This is a genomic window from Cryobacterium sp. MLB-32 (assembly GCF_000738085.1).
GTDB lineage: Bacteria > Actinomycetota > Actinomycetes > Actinomycetales > Microbacteriaceae > Cryobacterium.
In genome coordinates this window covers 1-19,150 of sequence record NZ_JPRS01000161.1, presented here as the reverse complement: position 1 = coordinate 19,150, position 19,150 = coordinate 1, and the positions used below count along the sequence as shown (strand labels likewise).

13 protein-coding genes and 3 pseudogenes are annotated in these 19,150 nt (G+C 67.7%); 10 read left to right on the top strand and 6 right to left on the bottom strand.

What is annotated here, in order from left to right:
* Window positions 1-764, bottom strand: a 764-nt coding sequence (locus JF66_RS14370) for a hypothetical protein (protein ID WP_035879156.1), incomplete at its 3' end; no start/stop codon positions are given.
* Between the two features lie 94 nt (window positions 765-858).
* Here JF66_RS14370 and JF66_RS14365 point away from each other — a divergent pair.
* The 8 genes and pseudogenes from JF66_RS14365 to JF66_RS14325 all read left to right on the top strand — a co-directional run bounded on the left by JF66_RS14365 (window position 859) and on the right by JF66_RS14325 (window position 9,399).
* Window positions 859-1,713 carry a hypothetical protein gene (locus JF66_RS14365; RefSeq protein ID WP_156109813.1) on the top strand — a complete coding sequence of 285 codons (855 nt, stop codon included), beginning with the start codon at window positions 859-861 and terminating at the stop codon, window positions 1,711-1,713.
* Between the two features lie 13 nt (window positions 1,714-1,726).
* Window positions 1,727-2,113, top strand: a complete 387-nt coding sequence (locus JF66_RS14360; RefSeq protein ID WP_035879154.1) for a hypothetical protein — start codon at window positions 1,727-1,729, stop codon at window positions 2,111-2,113.
* Between the two features lie 395 nt (window positions 2,114-2,508).
* Window positions 2,509-3,975 (top strand): HNH endonuclease signature motif containing protein, encoded by a 1,467-nt coding sequence (locus JF66_RS14355; RefSeq protein ID WP_035879153.1) that lies wholly within the window; start codon window positions 2,509-2,511, stop codon window positions 3,973-3,975.
* A 285-nt stretch (window positions 3,976-4,260) separates the two neighbouring features.
* Window positions 4,261-5,565: pseudogene (locus tag JF66_RS14345) on the top strand (FAD-binding oxidoreductase); the annotation flags it as partial.
* A 43-nt stretch (window positions 5,566-5,608) separates the two neighbouring features.
* Window positions 5,609-6,112, top strand: coding sequence for a heme-binding protein (locus JF66_RS25370; RefSeq protein WP_156109812.1), 504 nt, complete (start codon window positions 5,609-5,611; stop codon window positions 6,110-6,112).
* A 57-nt stretch (window positions 6,113-6,169) separates the two neighbouring features.
* Window positions 6,170-6,943 carry an electron transfer flavoprotein subunit beta/FixA family protein gene (locus tag JF66_RS14335; protein ID WP_035879150.1) on the top strand — a complete coding sequence of 258 codons (774 nt, stop codon included), beginning with the start codon at window positions 6,170-6,172 and terminating at the stop codon, window positions 6,941-6,943.
* A 1-nt stretch (window position 6,944) separates the two neighbouring features.
* Window positions 6,945-7,931, top strand: coding sequence for an electron transfer flavoprotein subunit alpha/FixB family protein (locus tag JF66_RS14330; protein ID WP_035879149.1), 987 nt, complete (start codon window positions 6,945-6,947; stop codon window positions 7,929-7,931).
* A 472-nt stretch (window positions 7,932-8,403) separates the two neighbouring features.
* Window positions 8,404-9,399, top strand: coding sequence for a cytochrome b/b6 domain-containing protein (locus JF66_RS14325; protein ID WP_081882406.1), 996 nt, complete (start codon window positions 8,404-8,406; stop codon window positions 9,397-9,399).
* A 97-nt stretch (window positions 9,400-9,496) separates the two neighbouring features.
* On the opposite strand, the pseudogene JF66_RS24455 reads toward JF66_RS14325, so the two are convergent.
* The 5 genes and pseudogenes from JF66_RS24455 to JF66_RS14300 form a co-directional block, all read right to left on the bottom strand.
* Window positions 9,497-9,811, bottom strand: a pseudogene (locus JF66_RS24455) (L-lactate permease); the annotation flags it as partial.
* A gap of 17 nt (window positions 9,812-9,828) precedes the next feature.
* Window positions 9,829-11,001, bottom strand: coding sequence for a glycerate kinase (locus JF66_RS14315; RefSeq protein ID WP_035879147.1), 1,173 nt, complete (start codon window positions 10,999-11,001; stop codon window positions 9,829-9,831).
* 8 nt (window positions 11,002-11,009) lie between these two features.
* Window positions 11,010-12,802 (bottom strand): annotated as a pseudogene (gene gcl, locus JF66_RS14310) (glyoxylate carboligase).
* A gap of 133 nt (window positions 12,803-12,935) precedes the next feature.
* The gene (locus JF66_RS14305; protein ID WP_035879146.1) at window positions 12,936-13,814 is read right to left on the bottom strand and encodes a 2-hydroxy-3-oxopropionate reductase; all 879 of its coding nucleotides are present in this window, start codon (window positions 13,812-13,814) and stop codon (window positions 12,936-12,938) included.
* A 45-nt stretch (window positions 13,815-13,859) separates the two neighbouring features.
* Window positions 13,860-14,660, bottom strand: coding sequence for a hydroxypyruvate isomerase family protein (locus tag JF66_RS14300; RefSeq protein ID WP_035879145.1), 801 nt, complete (start codon window positions 14,658-14,660; stop codon window positions 13,860-13,862).
* Between the two features lie 224 nt (window positions 14,661-14,884).
* On the opposite strand from JF66_RS14300, the gene JF66_RS14295 reads away from it, so the two are divergent.
* Both JF66_RS14295 and JF66_RS14290 read left to right on the top strand, forming a co-directional pair.
* Complete coding sequence (locus JF66_RS14295) at window positions 14,885-17,107, top strand: malate synthase G (protein WP_081882405.1); 2,223 nt, start codon at window positions 14,885-14,887, stop codon at window positions 17,105-17,107.
* A gap of 259 nt (window positions 17,108-17,366) precedes the next feature.
* Window positions 17,367-19,150: CHAT domain-containing protein (locus tag JF66_RS14290; protein ID WP_035879144.1), on the top strand; the 1,784-nt coding region annotated here is incomplete at its 3' end.

Sequence of the window (19,150 nt, the reverse complement as noted above, 5' to 3'; positions counted from 1 at the left end):
GGAACCCAGGTGGCCCCGAAGGCGCAGCCCGGGCCGGTCACGGTGAGCGTCGGCGCTCCCCAGGTGCCACCGACCGCGGAGAACTCGGCCCGAGCCGGGTCGGTGCATCCGGTGGCCTGGCGAACGGCATCCGCTCCAGCAGAATCCAGGGTCACGGCCACCACGACTGGCTTGCCGATGGGTGCGCCCGTGGGGATCTGGGTCAAGGCACCGGCGATTGCTGCGCAGATCACCGCGGCACCAATGCCGAGCGTGATGAGGAACACCCGGAATTGCCGGCGCGTCTCGAGGAACATTTTCCATTCGCGTAGCGACTCGAAGGCGGCCACCAGCCGGTCACGGTCGTGGGGAACCGGGCGCCCCGGCTCGAGCTCAGCGTAGAAAACCTGGGTGGCCTTCATGAACGACGCCTCGGTGAAAAAATCCGGGGCAAGCATGCCGACGCCAAAGGCGCTCTCCACGGCCCGCGCCATCGCGATCTTCTTATCTTTCAGAATCGTCACGACCTCCCGTGGCTCCACACTCAGCACGGCGGCAGCGCGCCAGAGAATCGCTGCCACGGCGACGAATATGGCCAGCACACAGACGCCCAACACCGCGTGGCGCTGGAACCAATCACCCGCATCCGTGGCGCCCGTCAGGCTCGCACCGACCGGCGCGCCGGTGACGACCACGGCGGTGAGAATTGCCGTCACGGGGGTGAACGCCGCGAGCCATTTCGTCGTGTCGCGATAGCTCTCAACACTGGATTTGTAGATCGACATCGGGCTCCGTCTCTCATGCGCTGGGCGAGAATCTCACATTACCGAGATTTATCGGGTAAACTGGATTTCGTTATCGCGACATAAGGAGAGTGTGGTGGCTGCAGTCGACTTTGGTCCAGTACCGGTGTCGCGGTTCAAGAACGAGGTGCACAACGTGCTCGCGGCTCTGGGGAATCAACGCCGCGTTCTGATCTCACGCCACGGCACGGTCGTCGCCTCCATCGAGCCGCCGGCAGAGCAACACGCCCGCCTCCTGCTCGACTTCGCGACCCGGCCGAGCACCGAGCGGCAGGTTGCGGTTCTCACCATGACGGACATCGGCCATGGATCGCCCTCCGAAGCTATCCGCAATGCGGAGAACGGCATCCAGGCCCTCTTGACCTACGGCGGGCGAGTGCGTGGGGTTCTCACCTCGAAGCCCGAGGCGGAACCCTTGGAGGCCGTCGATGAGCGGGCATCCGCTCTCGCCACCTATGCCCGCACGCACCCGGATGCGACACCGCACGAGTTCGCCGAGTTTGCCGACTCGCTAGTGGCAAACGCGGAAGCGCCTGTGCCGGCACCTGGGCCTGAAGAGAACGTTGCGTCGCAGTGGCTGGACCTGCTCTCCAGCCTCGGCACGATGCAACTCACCAAACCCGCGGCGCCTGAGTTAGTGACGGCCGGCGACGTGATCTACGTCAACTTCTCCGACTATAAAGATCGCGCGATCAAGATGCTCGCGGGCAGTTACGACGAGGTTGGCCTGCTCACGAACGCCGCCCTGGTACTTCCGGGCATCCTGCACATTGTGCGGCCGGGCGCCACCCACATGACCCCGCAACGCGCCGAGCTTCTCCGCACCGCCCTCGGAACCGCCGAGCAGGCCGTTCGACGTGCAGGGCATGCCGTTCGCTCTGGCCCCGATTCCGGCGTCGGCCTAGACTACGAGGATTCCACGCACACCTAGCGGGAGGGGCGACTTGGGCGAGGCGGTCCGAACCATCCACGGGCAGAATGCGCTCACCACCTTCGCGTGGGTTCACCCTTTTCTCCACCCAGACCTCCGCGACGCAGTTGTCGCGCTGTTGTCCGGCCAGGCCGTCGTTCTCGATGACGATCTTGAGATTTATGCCCTCACCGGCGCGGATCCCGACCGCGTGAAACTGACCCTGCTGCGCCCGGGCGGCCCGTTCACCGTGAGCCTGGAACTGCGCGCCATTCGCCAGCCCGGCCGCGGGGGCGATTCGCGCCGGTCTATTCCGGTACCCGACAAGTGGCGCACCACAAACCCTGTGTCCGGCGTGACGGCGTGGGAACTGTTCAACTGCACCGTGCACAACGTTGAACCGCACAGCAGCGCTCCCTAAGTGGGTCGGTGCTGGGGCTGGTTGAAAGTTAGTCCCTGCCCGTATTCGTCGCGCGAGTTGGCCACGCGGGCAGCACGCAGGGCGCAGTTGCCCCCTCGCGGCACTCGCTTGGCCAGCGGGCACTCGTCTATATGAGTGCCCACCCGCCAAACGCGGGCCACCAGACTTTTGGGGAACGCGTGACCAATCTGAGCAACGCGGGCTGTCTCGCGACCAGGGCGACCGGGCTCGGGCGCGCCCTCGCGGCACTCGTCTTGTCGGCGGGCACTCGTTTGAACGAGTGCCCGCCGACCGAATGAGTGCGACGAGACTAGTGGGAAACAAAAATCCTATTCTGCCTGAGTTTATGATGAGTAATTCTCGTCTTTTTGTTCGATTCGTGGGAGAATAGGGGTATGTCAACGACGCAGAAGTTTGATTTCGAGGTGATCGCCCAGCTGGAGCTGGCCGAGGCCTCGATGGCTGCTGCGCTGGCCGGTGTGAACTACTCCCGGCTCGACGGCACAGCGTCATTGGCTGTGATGGGGGTGGTGGAAAAGATCGGGCGCCGAGTGGACGGGGCCCGAGTGTCCTCAGCAACAGACGTCGCAGCTCGGGCCGACTCGGCGCTCGGCCACGAGTCTCTCGCTTACAAGAACGGATGTCGGGGCAAGTACGAGCTGATCACCGGGGTGACTCGGGTATCGAGTTCCGAAGCGAAACGGCGAATGCGCCTCGGCGGCTTGATCACCGGTGCGGCCAGTGCCGCAAGCGGGCTGCTCGGGCAGGAGGTTCCGGTGCAGCACCCGGCGGTCGCCGAGGGACTCGCCTCCGGGGAACTCGGGGTGGATGCGGCCGAAGTGATTGTGACGGCGCTAGAGCCGCTGTCGAGGCGAGTTGCTCCGGATGATCTGGACCGGGTGGAGCGGGCGCTGGTGGCGTCGGCTACCGGGGCGATCACCCCGGAGACAGAGGGGTTGCCGGGGGCGGGGATCGCGTTCTCGGCCGACCTGATCCGGGCACAGGCCCACGAGTGGGAAGCGCGACTCGACCCGGACGGCGCCGCTCCCTCAGACGACGTGACGGCGGCGAAAAGCACGGTCGGGTTCGGCCGGTACAAGGCCGGCCTGTATCCCCTGCGGGGCGGCGTGACGCCGGAACTGCGCGGCATCATGGACGGCGTCTTCAACACCTTCCTCTCCGCCCACGCGGCGCCGGCGTTCCCGAGTGAGGAACAGCAGGCGCTGATCGAGGCCGGGGAGCTCATCCCCGGCGCGGAGGAGTTCGAAGACCCACGCACGGGCGGCGAGAAGCGGGCCGACATTCTGCGGGCCCTGTTCGACGTCACGGCCCGTGATTCGAAGACGCCCAGCATGGGTGGGGCCGCTCCCGTCGTCATGGTGCACGTAAACGCGGCCGATCTCAAGAGCGGCAGTGGCGTCGGGTGGGTCGACGGAGTGGAGGCTCCGATCTCCCTCCGGGCGGTGCGGCAGAAGATGTGCGCCGGCGGGTTCCAGAACGTGATCCTCGGCGAGAACGGCGAGGTACTCCACCTCGGCGAGAAGAAGCGATTCTTCACCCCGGGCCAGCGACGGGCGATCGCCGCCCGCGACGGCGGCTGTGTCATACCGGGGTGCAAGGTAGCGGCCGCCTGGTGCGAGGTGCACCACATCATCCCGTGGCAGCACCACGGCAAGACCGATGTGGACAACGGATGTCTGCTCTGTTGGTACCACCACGCGACGATCGACACCTCCGGGTGGGAGATCCGCATGGTGCGCGGCCGACCCGAAGTACGCGGACCGGTCTTATTCGACCCGACCCGCACCTGGCGGCCCGCCGCCAGCCACCGCGCGAACACCCCCAGCCGACCACCGGGCTAGAACTCTGCCAATTCCGCTGATCGAGGCGCGACGAAGCAGCGCTCGAGACCTCGCAGGCTGATCCTCAACGCGGCCGGGTGGGAAGATCGTCTCGCGGGGTCTCGATCGCTCGTGCCTCGCGCCTCGACCGACGGGGGCGCTTGAGCGGTGAGGCGCCCTTCTCCGGCCGTGTCGCTGACGATGGTCGCGAACATTATGAACTTCCATAATATGAAATTAGTATTCCATTTGGAAGCGTCGTCGTGGTAGCATTTTGAAATTCCCGGTCAGAAAGGACCGCTCAAGATGGCTCGCAACGATGCGCAAACTCTCGATCACCCTACGACTCTCAGCGAACTCGAGTCGGCGCTGCCCCCGGGGAGCGTGATCACCGACCCCGCCAGCATGGATGCCTATCGCTGGGACCGAGCCAACGACCCGGATGCGGGCGTGCCGCTCGCCGTCATCAGGGTGAGCTCGACCGAAGAGGTGCAGGCCGTCATCCGCTACGCCGCCGCCACTGGCACCCCCATCGTGCCCCGCGGCGCCGGCTCCGGACTCTCCGGCGGCAGCACCGCCGTGCAGGGCGGCATCGTGCTGTCGATGGATCGCATGAAGAGCATCACCATCGACCCCGTCACGAGAACCGCCGTGGCCGGCCCGGGCGCGCTGAACGCCGAGGTCAAGGCCGCGGCCTCAGCCCAGGGCCTGTGGTATCCGCCCGACCCGTCGTCGTACGAGATCTGCTCGATTGGCGGCAACGTGGCCACGAACGCGGGCGGCCTGTGCTGCGTCAAGTATGGAGTGACCACCGACTACGTGCTCGGCATGACAGTGGTGCTCTCAGACGCACGAGTAGTCAAGCTCGGAGGCGCGCGGCTCAAGGACGTGGCGGGGCTGTCGCTCACCAAGCTGTTCGTCGGCAGCGAAGGCACGCTCGGCATCATCACCGAGGTGCTGCTGCGCCTCATTCCGGCCCAGCGACCGCCGACGACCCTTGTGGCCAGCTTCCCGACCCTGAACAGCGCAACGGATGCCGTGCTCGCCATCACCCGCAGCATGCGTCCCTCGATGCTCGAGTTCATGGACAACGTCACGATCAACGCCGTTGAAGACCTGACCCGCATGGGGCTCGACCGGGGTGCGGCCGCCATGTTGATCGCCCAGTCCGACGAGCCCGCCGGCCATGCCGCCGTGGAGATCGGGCTCATCGAGGACATCTGCAATCAGAACAGCGCCACCGAGTGCTACTCCACCGACGACCCCGAGGAGGGCGAGGCCTTCATCGTGGCCCGACGGATGGCCATTCCGGCCGTCGAGAAGCTCGGGGCCCTGCTGTTGGAAGACGTGGGAGTTCCCGTGCCATGCCTGGGCGATCTGGTGACGGGCATCGCCACCATCAGCGCGAACCGCGACGTGACCATCGCGGTCATCGCGCATGCCGGCGACGGCAACACGCATCCGCTGATTCTGCTCGACCCCACCGACGAGGCGCAGCAGGAACGCGCGCACGTGGCCTACGGAGAGGTGATGGACCTCGCGATCCGCCTCGGCGGCACGATCACCGGCGAACACGGGGTGGGCCGGCTGAAGCGCCCCTGGCTGGCCGAATACCTCGGCCCGGACGTGCTCGAACTCAACCACCGCATCAAGAATGCCCTCGACCCGCAGGCATCCTCAATCCCGGGGCCGTACTCGAACACCACGGGTCACACTGATGTTGACGCAGACCGCCACCCACACCACCGTCGCCACGATCAACTACGCGACCGCGGCGCGCGCCATCGCCCTCGCGATCGAGGAGGGCGCGAAGGTGGGCGTGAACGTGTCGGCAACAGTGGTCGATCCCGCCCTGGGCCTCGTGGCCTACGGCCGCGCCGACGGCACCACGCCGCACAGCGTGGAGACCAGTCGGCGCAAGGCGAACACGGGCTCCTCGACGCGTCGACCGAGCGCGCTCGTTCCCGCCGCGCTGTCGGTGGCTCTCGAGCACGGTACCGGCAGCCTGCTCACCAGCGTGCCCGGCGGCGTGCCCCTCGGCTTCGACGGCGTGCACGTGGGCGGCCTCGGCGTGGCCGGTGGCCCTCCGCCCGTGGATGCCCAGATCGCCGCCGCCGTGCTGGCAGCCCTCGGCGCTGACCCCGTGCCCGCCGCGTAGCCGGCACCATTCACAGATGAACCTGACAGACCAACGAGACGGCCGGGAGGCCCGGAGATGAAGATTGTCGTTTTGGTGAAGGAAGTTGCCGACACCTGGAAGGAACGCAAGCTCGACCTCGAGACCGGGCTCCTGGATCGCGAAGCCAACGACAGGGTGCTCGACGAGATCAATGAGCGGGCCACCGAGGCGGCCGTCTCCTTCGCCGAGGCTCATCCCGACACCGAGGTCGTGGTGCTCTCCGTGGGGCCCGCGTCGGTTCCCAACGCCATGCGCAAAGCACTGGCGATGGGTGCCACCAGCGGCTTCCACGTGCTCGACGCGAGCATGGTCGGCGCCGATCTCACGCTCACGGCCGAGGTTCTCGCCAAGGCCGTTGAGCGCATCGGCTTCGACCTGGTGATCGCCGGGAACATCTCCACCGACGGAAATGCCGGCATGATTCCGGCCATGCTGGCGGAACGGCTCGGCGTGGCCCACGCCACGAACCTCGACACCCTCGTGATCTCCGACTCCGAGATTCGCGGCGAGCGCGAAACCGACGGCGGCGTGCTGGCCATCACCGCCCAGCTGCCCGCGGTCATCTCCATCAGCGAACGGCTTCCCGATGCTCGCTTTCCCGGCTTCAAGGGCATCATGGCGGCGAAAAAGAAGGTCGTCGAGACCGCAGACCTGGCCGAACTCGGCGTGGACGCGGATGCTGATCTGCCCCGCTCGATCATGATCGCCGTGAGTGAGAAACCTGCTCGCAGCGCGGGCGTCAAGATCGTCGACGAGGGCGACGCGGGACAACAGCTCGCGGACTTCCTCGTGCAAAACAGGTTGGTGTGACATGTCTGAAGATTCACGTACCCCCATTCTCGTTCTCCTGCCCGTTCTGGCGTCAGGTTCCCTGCCCACGAGCGCGGCCGAGCTGATCGGAGCCGCCTCCAGCGTGGGCAGTGCTGTCGCGCTGGTCGTGGCCGCCCCCGGCGCCGGGCACGCAGCCGCCGCAGCCGCCGGTGCGCTCGGCGCCGAAAAAGTGCTGGTGGCCGAGACATCCGCTCTGCTCTCGGTGCTGACCGCGCCGCTCGTGGACGCTCTTATGGCCGCCTACGAGAAGGTCGCCCCGGCGGCGGTTCTCATCTCGAACACCATCGACGGCCGCGACGTAGCCGGCCGATTCGCCGTTCGCACCGGCAACGCGCTCTCGGTGGACGCCGTGGGAGTCGGCCGCGACGACGAGGGAATCATCGCGCACCACTCGGCGTACGGAGGAGCCTGGGAGGTGGACTCCACGGTGACCTACGGAATTCCGGTGATCTCCGTGCGGGTGGGCGCGGTCGACGACCGTGCTGACGCCACGACTCCCACGATCGACGAGCTCGACTTCTCCGCGGCCGACCTCCCGGCCGCCACCATCGAATCCTTCACGGCCGCGAGTTCAACCTCGACACGCCCGGAGCTGCGTGGCGCGGCCCGAGTGGTGGCGGGCGGGCGCGGCGTGGGCTCCGCCGAAGACTTCACCCTGGTGGAGCAACTCGCGGATGTGCTCGGTGCCGCCGTGGGCGCCTCGCGGGTGGCCGTGGACTCCGGCTATGTGCCGCACTCGTACCAGGTGGGGCAAACCGGAGTGTCGGTCTCCCCGCAGCTCTACATCGCGCTCGGCATTTCGGGGGCGATCCAGCATCGAGCGGGCATGCAGACGTCGAAGACCATCGTGGCCATCAACAAAGACCCCGAAGCGCCGATCTTCGAGATCGCCGACATCGGCGTGGTCGGCGACCTCTTCACCGTGGTGCCTCAGCTGATTTCGGCGCTGGCCGCAAAGAAAGGCTAGAGATGATGGAGCCGCTCTCCACGCAAGCACGGCGCAGCGGGTTGCCCCGGATCCGTGGGGGAACTCCCTGGCCGCCGCCACGCTCGGGCTCGACTGCGACTGCGACTGCGACTGCGGCGCCGGCGCCGGAGACTTCGCGCGCGCCTGCGGCAGAGACTCTGCCGGAGACGGTGGCGACGACGGGTGTTCCGGAGACGGCTGCGGCTGCGGCTGCGGCTGCGGTCCCTGCCACGGTTTCGGCGTCTGTTCCGGCCGCTCCGGCACCTGAGCTCGGCGCGAACACGGTGCTGCAACGGCGAGGCCTGCCCCGAACCGTGGGCGGCGAGCCGTGGCCGCCCCGGCGCGCGGTGCCGGTTGCCGTAGCCAGGGCCGTGACCCCGGTCCTGATGGCGCCCGTTGCCGAACCAACCTCCGTGACCGAGCCCCTGGCTGCGTCGATGGCCCAGCCCGTTGCCGCGCCTGTGCTCAACATATGGCCGCGCCTGTGGCCGCGCCCGTGGCCGCGCCCGTGGCGGCGCCCAAGCCCGTTGCCGTTGCGCCCGCCACTGTCGCCGCACCGGAACGGCGTCGTTACCGCGGTCGCACGCTCCCCCAGTGGACGGGCCTCGCAGCCCTGGCCGGCGCCGCGCTCCTCCTGATCGGGGCCGTGGCGGCCCTCCTCGTGCAGTGGCTGCTGGGCACCGAGCCGCTGCAGAATTTTGTCGCCGATTACCCCGGCGAATACCACTTGCCCGAGGGAGCACCGGTCGGCCTGCCCTGGTGGTTGAGGTGGGCGCACTTCTTCAACGTGTTCCTCATCCTGCTCATCATCCGTTCCGGTCTGCAGACCCGCTCGGAGACGCGTCCCACAGTCTTCTGGTCTCCCAAGTGGAACCCCACGCGCAAGATCAGCCTCACGATCTGGCTCCACCAGTCCCTCGACCTGTTGTGGGTTGTGAACGGCACCGTGTTCGTGGTGCTGCTGTTCGCCACCGGGCAGTGGGTGCGCATAGTTCCCACCAGCTGGGAGGTATTCCCCAACGCCCTGTCGGCCATCCTGCAGTACGTGTCGCTGGACTGGCCCACCGAGAACGGCTGGGTGAACTACAACGGCCTGCAGCAACTCACCTACTTTGCCACCGTCTTCATCGCCGCACCGCTCGCCGCGGCCACCGGGGTGCGCATGTCTGGTCTCTGGCCGAAGGGCGCCACGAGGCTGAACAAGATCTACCCGATTGAGCTCGCCCGCGCGGTGCACTTCCCCGTGATGCTGTACTTCGTGATCTTCATCTTCTTCCACGTGACCCTCGTTCTGGCCACCGGAGCGCTGCGCAACCTAAACCACATGTACGCCGGTCAGGACGTGGTGAACTGGACGGGACTCGGCATCTTCGCGGCCTCCCTGCTCGTGATCGCCGGCGGCGTTGCGGCCGCTCGGCCGCTCATCGTGGCCCCGATCGCCGCCTTGTTCGGGCGCGTGGGTCGCTAGACCCCCGGCAACCGGGCGGCTCGCGACACGCGTCATCGGCCCGTGGGCAGCACAGACCGACATACGCGCCCCCATCAAGCAGCTGAGCGTAGATCTGGATCGGCGGCACGTGCACGAACCGGGCCGATGTCACCACTGCCACGATCCAGCGCACGAGAAGGCCCAGGCTCCAACCGATGAGCTTGCGGAAGAGCACGCTCTCCGCTCCCTGCAAACCGACGGCGGCGGCCGCCACGGCCAGGTTCTGCAGTGAGAGCATCTTGCCCAGCACACCGGCCGACGAGTTGGCCGCGGCCATCAGCACCGGCGACAGGCCCGTCGCGTTGGCGGCGGTGACCTGCAACTGCCCGAAGAGCGCGTTGGACGAGGTGTCGGAGCCGGTCAGGGCCACGCCGATCCAGCCGATCACAGGGAGATGGAAGACTTATTTCAGAAATCGACCGTGTTCGATCGCTGCTGCGGCAGCACATGAGGAGCGTGCTGCCAGCCGATGCGCTCGCCCAGTCGTTCGAGAAGCGGGCCGGCCCGGCTCATGCTGAGGGCGGGGTCGCGTTCGAGGTCGGTGAGCGGGTACGCCCGCAGAAACCCGGCGCGCTCCACGTCGTCGGCGTTGAGCGTGGTGCGACCGCACACGGCGATCACGGGAACACCGGCCCGCGCGGCGGCACGCGCGACACCGACCGGGGTTTTGCCGGCGAGACTCTGCTGGTCGAGGCTTCCCTCCCCGGTGATCACGAGGTCGGCCCCGGCGAGACGCTCCTCAAGTCCGGTGAATTCCAGCACGATGTCGATGCCCGGTCGGCGGGTCGCGCCGAGCACGGCGAGGGCGGCGTAGCCCACCCCGCCCGCCGCGCCGGCACCGGGCGCGGTCGCGCTCTGCGCTCGGCCGCCGGCATCCGTCAGCACCGCCACGAAGCGGGTCAGGGCAGATTCCAGGAGGACGACGTGCGCCTGGGAGGCGCCCTTCTGCGGAGCGAAGACCGTGGCGGCGCCATTGTCACCGAGCAGCGGGTTGTCCACATCGCTCGCGAGCAGAATGCTCGCGTCGACCAGTCGGGTGTCCAGGCCCGACAGGTCGATGCGGTGCACCCCTGCGAGTGCGGCGCCGCCCTCCGCAAGGTCGGCGCCATCGGCATCCAGCAGGCGCGCGCCGAGCCCGCGCAGCAGGCCCGAACCGCCGTCGGTGCAGGCGCTGCCGCCGATCGCGAGAACGATGCGGGTGCAGCCCGCGTCGAACGCGGCGCGAATCAGTTCGCCGGTTCCCCGGCTGGTGGCACCCAGCGCGTCACGGATGCCACCGGGCAGCTGATCGAGGCCGGACGCGGCCGCCATCTCGATCACCGCTTCGGCGCCGCGCACAGCGAATGCCGCCTGCACCGGATGGCCGGTGGGACCGCTGACCGTGCTGATGCGGCGCTCGAAGCCCGCCCCGACGGCGGCGTCGACGGTTCCCTCACCGCCGTCGGCCACGGGAATGGACAGCACGTCGATCGGGTAGCCGAGGCTCGCGGCCGCCGCGCGCAGGCCCACCTCCAGCGAGCGAGCCACCTCCGGTGCGGAGAGGGAACCCTTGAACTTGTCCGGGGCGATGATTACGCGCATGTTCTGCCCTAGACCCGAACCGCGAGGTTGCCGGTGGGCGCGTCAGCCTCGGTCAGCGCGATCTCCTCGAACTCGTTCACGGCGTCGATCTCGGCGGCGGCCATCGAGATGTTGGTGACCCGTTCCAGGATCACCTCCACCACCACCGGAACCCGGTGCTGCAGCAACAGGGCCTGCGCAGTGGCGAAGGCCTGCCCCAGCTCGGCGGGGTCGGTCACCCGCACAGCCTTGCAGCCGAGTCCCTCGGCCACGGCAACGTGGTCGACGCCGTATCCCTTGATGCCCGGGGACGTGTCGGGAGTGTTGATGTTGTCGAACGCGAGGGAGACATGGAAGTCCATGTCGAAGCCACGCTGGGCCTGGCGGATCAGGCCCAGGTAGGAGTTGTTCACGACAACGTGGATGAAGGGCAGGTTGAACTGGGCGCCCACCGCCAGCTCCTCGATCATGAACTGGAAGTCGTAGTCGCCCGACAGGGCTACGACGGTGCCGCCGGGATTGGCGCGCACCACGCCGAGCGCGGCGGGCAGGGTCCAGCCGAGTGGGCCGGCCTGCGCGGCGTTGATCCACTTGCGCGGACCGAAGACGTGCAGCATCTGGCGCCGGCGATCTGCGACAGACCGATGGTGGACACGTACACGGTGTCCTGGCCGAATGCCCGGTTCATCTCCTCATACACCCGCTGGGGTTTGATCGGAATATTGTCGAAGTGGGTCTTGCGGTGCAGGGTGGCCTTGCGCTCGGCACACTCCGCCGCCCAGTCGGAGTAGTCCGGCAGCGTGCCGGCCTGCTGCCGTTCCCGGGCCAGCACGATCAACCCGTCGAGGGCGGCGCCGGCGTCTGAGGTGATGCCCAGGTCGGGCGAGAACACCCGGCCGATCTGGGTGGGCTCGATGTCGATGTGCACGAAGACGCGCCCGGCGGTATAGGTGTCGAGGCCGCCGGTGTGGCGGTTGGCCCAGCGGTTGCCGATGCCGATCACGAAGTCCGAGGCCAGCAGGGTGGCGTTTCCGTAGCGGTGGGAGGTCTGCAGGCCGGCCATGCCCGCCATCAGCGGGTGGTCATCGGAGATCGAGCCCCAGCCCATGAGGGTGGGCACCACGGGTACTCCGAGAGTCTCAGCCAATTCCACCAGTTGCGCTGAGGCATCGGCGTTGATCACGCCGCCGCCGGCGATGATGAGGGGCCGGGTGGCGGCGGTGAGCAGGTTGAGAGCCTTCTCCAGCTGCACCCGGCTGGCCCGGGGCTTCTCCACCGGCAGCGACTCGTAGGCGTCAATATCGAACTCGATCTGAGCCAGCTGCACGTCGATCGGCAGGTCCAGCAGCACCGGGCCGGGGCGACCCGAGCGCATGAGCTGGAAGGCCTTCTGGAAGGCGCCGGGCATCTGGCCCGGTTCCCGAACGGTCATGGCCATTTTGGTGACGGTCTGGGCGATGGTCTCGATGTCCACGGCCTGGAAGTCCTCCTTGTGCAGCTTGGCCACCGGGGCCTGCCCGGTGATGCAGAGAATAGGGATGGAGTCGGCCCAAGCCGCGTAGAGGCCGGTGATCATGTCGGTGCCGGCGGGGCCGGACGTGCCGATACAGATACCGATATTGCCGGCGACGGCGCGGGAGTATCCGTCGGCCATGTGCGAGGCGCCCTCCACGTGGCGGGCGAGGGTGTGGCGGATGCCGCCGTGTGCCTTCATGGCGGAGTAGAACGGGTTGATGGCGGCGCCGGGAAGTCCGAACGCCTCTACGGCGCCCTCCTTTTCCAGGATCAAAACGGCGGCGTCAACCGTGCGCATGCGTGTCATGATGTGTGCTCCTTCGGAGGCAAGTGTGGGGTGATTCGAGCCGGGGGTGATACGCGGCGGGGTGATACGCGGCGGGGTGATACGCGGCGGGGTGATGCGAGGTGGGGGTGATGCGCAGCGGGGTGATGCGCAGCTATGGGCGACCCGAGAGCGTCAGCACTCCCGTGACGAGAGCGGAGTGGTCCAGCGCTCCGTCTCCCTGGTTGACGGCGGCCGCCACGAGTTGCGCCACGATCGCCGCAAGGGGGGTGACGACGCGGGCCTCGCGGGCGGCAGCGGTGACGATCCCCAAGTCTTTGTGGTGGAGCGCAAGGCGAAAGCCGGGGTCGAAATTGCGGTCAAGCATCTTGCGGCCCTTCTGCTCGAGCACTTTCGAGCCGGCCAGCCCGCCGCCCAGCACCGTCAACGCCGCGTCCATGTCCACGCCGTGGGCCTCGAGGAACGCGATGCCTTCGGCCAGCGCCTGAATGTTCACCGCCACGATCAGCTGATTGGCGGCCTTCACGGTCTGCCCGGAGCCGGCCGGGCCCACGTGCACGATGGTCTTCCCGACCGCACCGAGCACGTCGCTCGCGGCGGCGAAGTCGGCGGCATCTCCGCCCACCATGATCGACAAGGCCCCGTCGATGGCGCCCTGCTCGCCACCGGAGACCGGCGCGTCCAGGGCGCGAAGTCCCGCAGCCGTGGCGGCGGCGGCGAGGCGCGTGGCGACATCCGGTCGAATGGTGCTGGCATCGATCCAGAGGGTGCCCGCGGCCGCATGCGCGAACACGCCGTCGGGTCCGCTCACGACGCCGTCGACGTCGGGGGAATCGGGCACCATGGTGATGATGACGTCGGCGCCGCGGGCAGCCTCGGCCACGCTGGCCGCGCCCCGCCCGCCGGCCTCCACGAGAAGATCGATACGGGCCTGGCCACGGTTGAAGCCGGTGACGCTGTGGCCCGCTTTCACGAGGTTGACGGCCATGGGCAGCCCCATGATGCCGAGGCCGATGACGGAGACGTTACTCATTGTTTTTCCTTCGCTGGGGTTGGTCGCTGGGGTTGGTCGCTGGGGTTATCTGAAGAGGGAGTGCTGCGGGATCCACCCGAAGGCGGTTTCTGCGGACTGCTTGTATTCGAGGCCGATATGGCCCTCGTAGCCCAGTTCGCGGCTGCGCGTGACCCACCGCTCCAGCGGCAGGGTGCCGGTGCCCGGCGCGCCCCTTCCTGGGCTGTCGGCAATCTGGATGTGACCGAAATGGGCGGCATGTTCTTCGATGACGGCATCCACGTCGTCGCCGTTCACGGCGAGGTGGTAGAAGTCGGCCAGCAGCTTCACGTTCTGGGCGCCGCTGCTCTCCCGAACGCGGGAGATCACGCTCAACACGTGGGCGGCCGTCAGCAGCGGGTAATCCGGGGCACCGCTGACCGGTTCCAACAGCACGGTTCCGCCGATGCGGGCCACTGCGGATGCCGCCAGAGCCAGGTTCTCGATCGCGATCTCGTCCTGACGGCTGGGGGTCTCATCGGCGATCCGGTTGCCGTAGAGGGCGTTGAAGGATCGGCAGCCGAGCCTCTCGCCGATGCCGACGACAACATCGAGGTTGTCCCGAAACTCACTGGAACGGGCACCCCAGGAGACCAGCCCGCGGTCGCCGCCGGGCATGTCGCCCGCGTTGAAGTTGAGTCCGGTGAGCTGCACGCCGGCATCCGTGATGGACCGTTCGAACTGCGCGACCTCGGCGTCGGCAGGCACGGACGTGCTGAACGGCCACCAGAACTCGACGGCGTCGAATCCGGCCCGTTTGGCGAGCTCCGGACGCTCGCGCAGCGCCACCTCCGTGAGCAGAATCGAGCAGTTCACCGTGTACGTCATCGAACACCCTTTCACCAGCCACCATCGGTGCCTGTTTCCGAATAGCGGAATATATTTCTTGTCTGGTGGAAAGCATAAGCAGACACCGAACCACACGTCAACTCTTTTTCTGCCCGAGCTTCCGCAATGTGGAATCGTATTTCCGATTTACTCCGCCAAGTGGGATACTCACCACACATAGTTGGCCGAGCGGGCGCCCCCGCACTAGCCCAAGGAGTTCACCGATGAACACACCCGTCACCACCCCCGACACGGCTCCGGCCCCCGGCATCTTCGCCCGCACCGAGCGCGCCGATCTCGACGTCGCCGCCACATTCGCCGCATTCGTGGAGAACGAAGCCCTGACGGGCACCGGCATCGCCGCAGACGCCTTCTGGCAGGGCCTGAGCGAGCTGATCCGCGACCTCGCGCCCCGCAACGCCGAACTGCTCCGCATCCGGGACGACCTGCAGACCCAGATCGACGGCTTCCACCGGGCCCACCCCGGCCAGCCCGACCCGGCCGAATACCGCGCGTTCCTGACCGGCATCGGCTACCTCAAGCCCGAACCCGGCGAGTACACCATCACCACCACGAGCGTCGATACTGAAATCGCGTCGCAGGCAGGACCGCAGCTTGTCGTCCCGCTGCTCAACGCGCGCTTCGCGGTGAACGCCGCAAACGCCCGGTGGGGTTCGCTCTACGACGCCCTGTACGGCACCGACGCCATAGCGGATGACAATGGCGCTGACCGCTCGGGCTCCTTCAACCCCGTGCGGGGTGCGCGGGTAATCGCCCGTGGACGAGCCCTGCTCGACCAGTCCGTGCCGCTCGAGACGGGCTCGCACGCCGACGCCGCCGCGTACCGCATCGAAAACGGCGCGCTGGTCGTGGCCCTCGGCGATGGTTCCGTCGCCGGACTGGCCGACCCCTCGGCCCTGGTCGGCTACCGGGGCGACTCGGCGTCGCCGTCCTCCGTGCTCCTGCGTCAGAACGGCCTGCACCTCGACGTGATCATCGACCGGGCCGCAGCCATCGGCGCCACGGACAACGCCGGTATCCAAGACATCGTGCTCGAGTCCGCCGTGACGACGATCATGGACCTCGAAGACTCGGTGGCCGCAGTCGACGCCGACGACAAGGTGCTGGGCTACCGCAACTGGCGCGAGCTCATGCGCGGCACACTGAGCGAGACCGTGCGCAAGGGCGCCGGCGCCTTCACGCGCACCATGAACGCCGACCGCGTCTACACCGCCCCCGACGGCGGAGAGGTGACGCTGCACGGCCGCAGCCTGCTGTTGGTGCGCAACGTGGGACACCTGATGAGCACCGACACCGTGCGGGACGCGTCCGGCACAGAGGTGTACGAAGGAATCCTCGACGCCGTGATGACCGTGCTCGGATCGTTCCCCGACCTCGTGGGCGACGCTCGCGGCGGCAACTCACGCACCGGCTCGGTGTACATCGTGAAGCCCAAGATGCACGGCCCCGACGAGGTGGCGTTCACCGTCGACCTGTTCGCCCGGGTGGAACAGCTCCTCGGCCTGCCTCCCCTCACCGTGAAGGTGGGCATCATGGACGAGGAACGGCGCACGACGCTCAACCTGCGCGCCTGCATTGCCGTTGCCGCCGAACGCATCGTGTTCATCAACACGGGGTTCCTTGACCGCACGGGCGATGAGATCCACACCTCCATGCACGCCGGACCCGTGGCCACCAAGGCGGCCATCCGATCGATGCCCTTCATGGCGGCCTACGAGAACGCCAACGTGGACGCCGGCCTCGCGGCAGGATTCCCCGGCCGCGCCCAGATCGGCAAGGGCATGTGGGCCATGCCCGATCTCATGCACGACATGCTCGAGCAGAAGATCGCGCACCCCCGTTCCGGCGCTACCACCGCCTGGGTACCGTCTCCCACGGCCGCGACGCTGCACGCCATCCACTACCACGAAGTGGATGTGGCAGCACGGCAGCAGGAACTCACCGGGCGTGCTCCCCAGTCGCTCGACCCGATCCTGGTTCTCCCCCTCGCCGAGCGGGACCTCAGCGACGACGAGCGCCTGACCGAGCTGGACAACAACGTGCAGTCCATCCTCGGCTACGTCGTTCGCTGGGTGGACAACGGCGTGGGATGCTCCAAGGTTCCGGACATTCACGGCGTGGCGCTCATGGAAGACCGAGCGACACTGCGCATCTCCAGCCAGCTGCTCGCGAACTGGCTCCTGCACGGCGTGGTCAGCGCAGCGGATGTCGACGCGAGCCTCGGACGCCTGGCTGCCGTCGTCGACGCGCAAAACGCCGGCGACCCGACCTACGAAGCCCTGATCGGCAGTGCCGGGCCGGGCCTCGCGTTCCTGGCCGCCCGACGACTCATCGTCGATGGCGCATCCTCGCCGAACGGATACACCGAGCCGATCCTGCACGAGGTTCGCCGGGCAAAGAAGCGTGAGGCATTGCTCAATACGTGACGCGCTAACGCACGCACGCACGCACTCAATCACGCGGCCCGGCCAACCGAAGGAGTTTGGCCGGGCCTTCGTCGTGCGCGCCCGCAGCCAGCCAGCGCGCGAAGACCCCAGCCGACCACCGGGCTATGACTCTGCCCCGAAACAGCGAGGGCAACGGAGGCCTTGAAACGGCCTCGATGGGGGTCCAGTATTGAGGGGTAAAGCGACGTCGATGGCCACAAGCTGTGTGACGGTCCCGACTATTTCAAGGGCGGACGCGATGGATCGCGATCTGGAGTTGCTGATCAAGCGTCGACACGACGGGCGCGGTGAGTATCAGGTAGACGTGGTGCGAGCCCCGACGAGCGGTCAGGCCAGCGGCATCATCCATCTCGACGTCGACGCAATCCTTGACAGGCTTCCGGAATTGGAATCGACCGTTCTGGCCTCGACGACGCCGGGCCGACGTATCGCGGCACCGCAGGAAAAACCCCTTCGAGAAGTAGGCACGCAACTCTTTGAGACGCTCTTCTCCGGCCCGATCAACGCCGCCTACCACTCGAGTCAGGGCGTGCTGGCCGAGGACGGACAGCGACTGCGCCTGGTGCTGCGGCTCGCCGCACCGGAACTTGCCGCACTGCCGTGGGAGATGCTTTTCGATCCCGACGATCAGACGTACCTGTGCCGTAAAGACGTGCTGCTGCGCCATATCCCGGCCAGCGACTACAACCCGAAACCGACCCGACTGACCCCTCCGCTTCGGGTGCTGGGCATCGTGTCTGCGCCGCGGGACCTGCCGGAGCTCGATACCGAGGCGGAACAGGCTCACCTCGAACAGGCGCTGCACCCGTCGATCGCGGCGGGGCTCGTCGAACTCGTGTGGGCCGCCGACGCCACCTGGAGCGGGATTCTCAGCCAGCTGCGTGCGGGACCGTGGCACATTCTGCACTTCATCGGTCACGGAGACTACGACCTGAGCAGTGACGAAGGTCGGATAGCCCTCGTGGGCGAGAACGGGCGCTCGCAGATGGTGACGGCATCCGCTTTGGTGGATCTCTTTCGGGAGGCCCACCCGAGCCCACGACTGGTGGTCTTGAACTCGTGCGCCTCCGGGGCATCGGGCGATACCGACCTGTTTTCGGCCGTCGCAGCGGCCGTGGTGCACGGCGGAATCAGCGCCGTCGTCGCGATGCAGTTCACCGTGAGCGACCGTGCCGCCATAGCGTTCTCCCGGGGGTTCTACGGCGCTCTGGCGAGCGGACGAGACGTGGACGAAGCCGCGCTCAGCGGGCGTCGAGAGATTCTGGGCCTGCGAGAGCAAACGCTGGAATGGGTCACCCCGGTGCTCTACGTGCGCGGCGGCTCCACTCACCTGTTCACGCTCAGCAAACCCACCAGACCGGCACCGCCGACGCGAGCGGAGAGCACTCCCCCGGCGGCGGTGCCCGCCACTCCCCCGCCCCCGGCTGCTCCTCCCGCCGCACCCTTCACCACCGTGTCGGCGGCGGCGCTGCGCGCGATGTTCGTGGAGGCCAGCGCCAAGCACCGCCTGCAGGACGACGAGGGCGCGCTGGTGCTCGTGAACGACCTTTTGGCCCTGGACCCGAGCTACGACGGTGCCGCCGAGCTGCGCGAGATTCTGCAACGCGCCCAGCAAGCCGCCGAAACCTACGCGCGGGCCCGCAACGCGGAGGAGGCCGAAGACTGGCCCGTGGCGATTCGTGAGTACCGCCTGCTGCAGGGCCTCAACTCGTATCCGGATGCCGCCGGCCGCCTTCAGCACTGCGCGTCACGTCAACAGGTCGCTGACCTGCACGCCGAAATGCGATACCTGGCAGACTCCGGCCAGTGGCGGGCCGTGTTGGAGGTGCACGCGCAACTCACCGTGCTGAGCCCGACCGACGCGAACCCCGATGGCCTGGCCGACATCGCGAAGCAGAAGCTGCAACCCCCGACCCCGCCGCCGGCACCGGCACCACGATCGCCCGCCCCGACGGTATCCGACGCGCAGCGAAACCCCGCCGTGCCTCTGGGAGTGCCGCCACGCGTCGTGGTCGAGCCCGC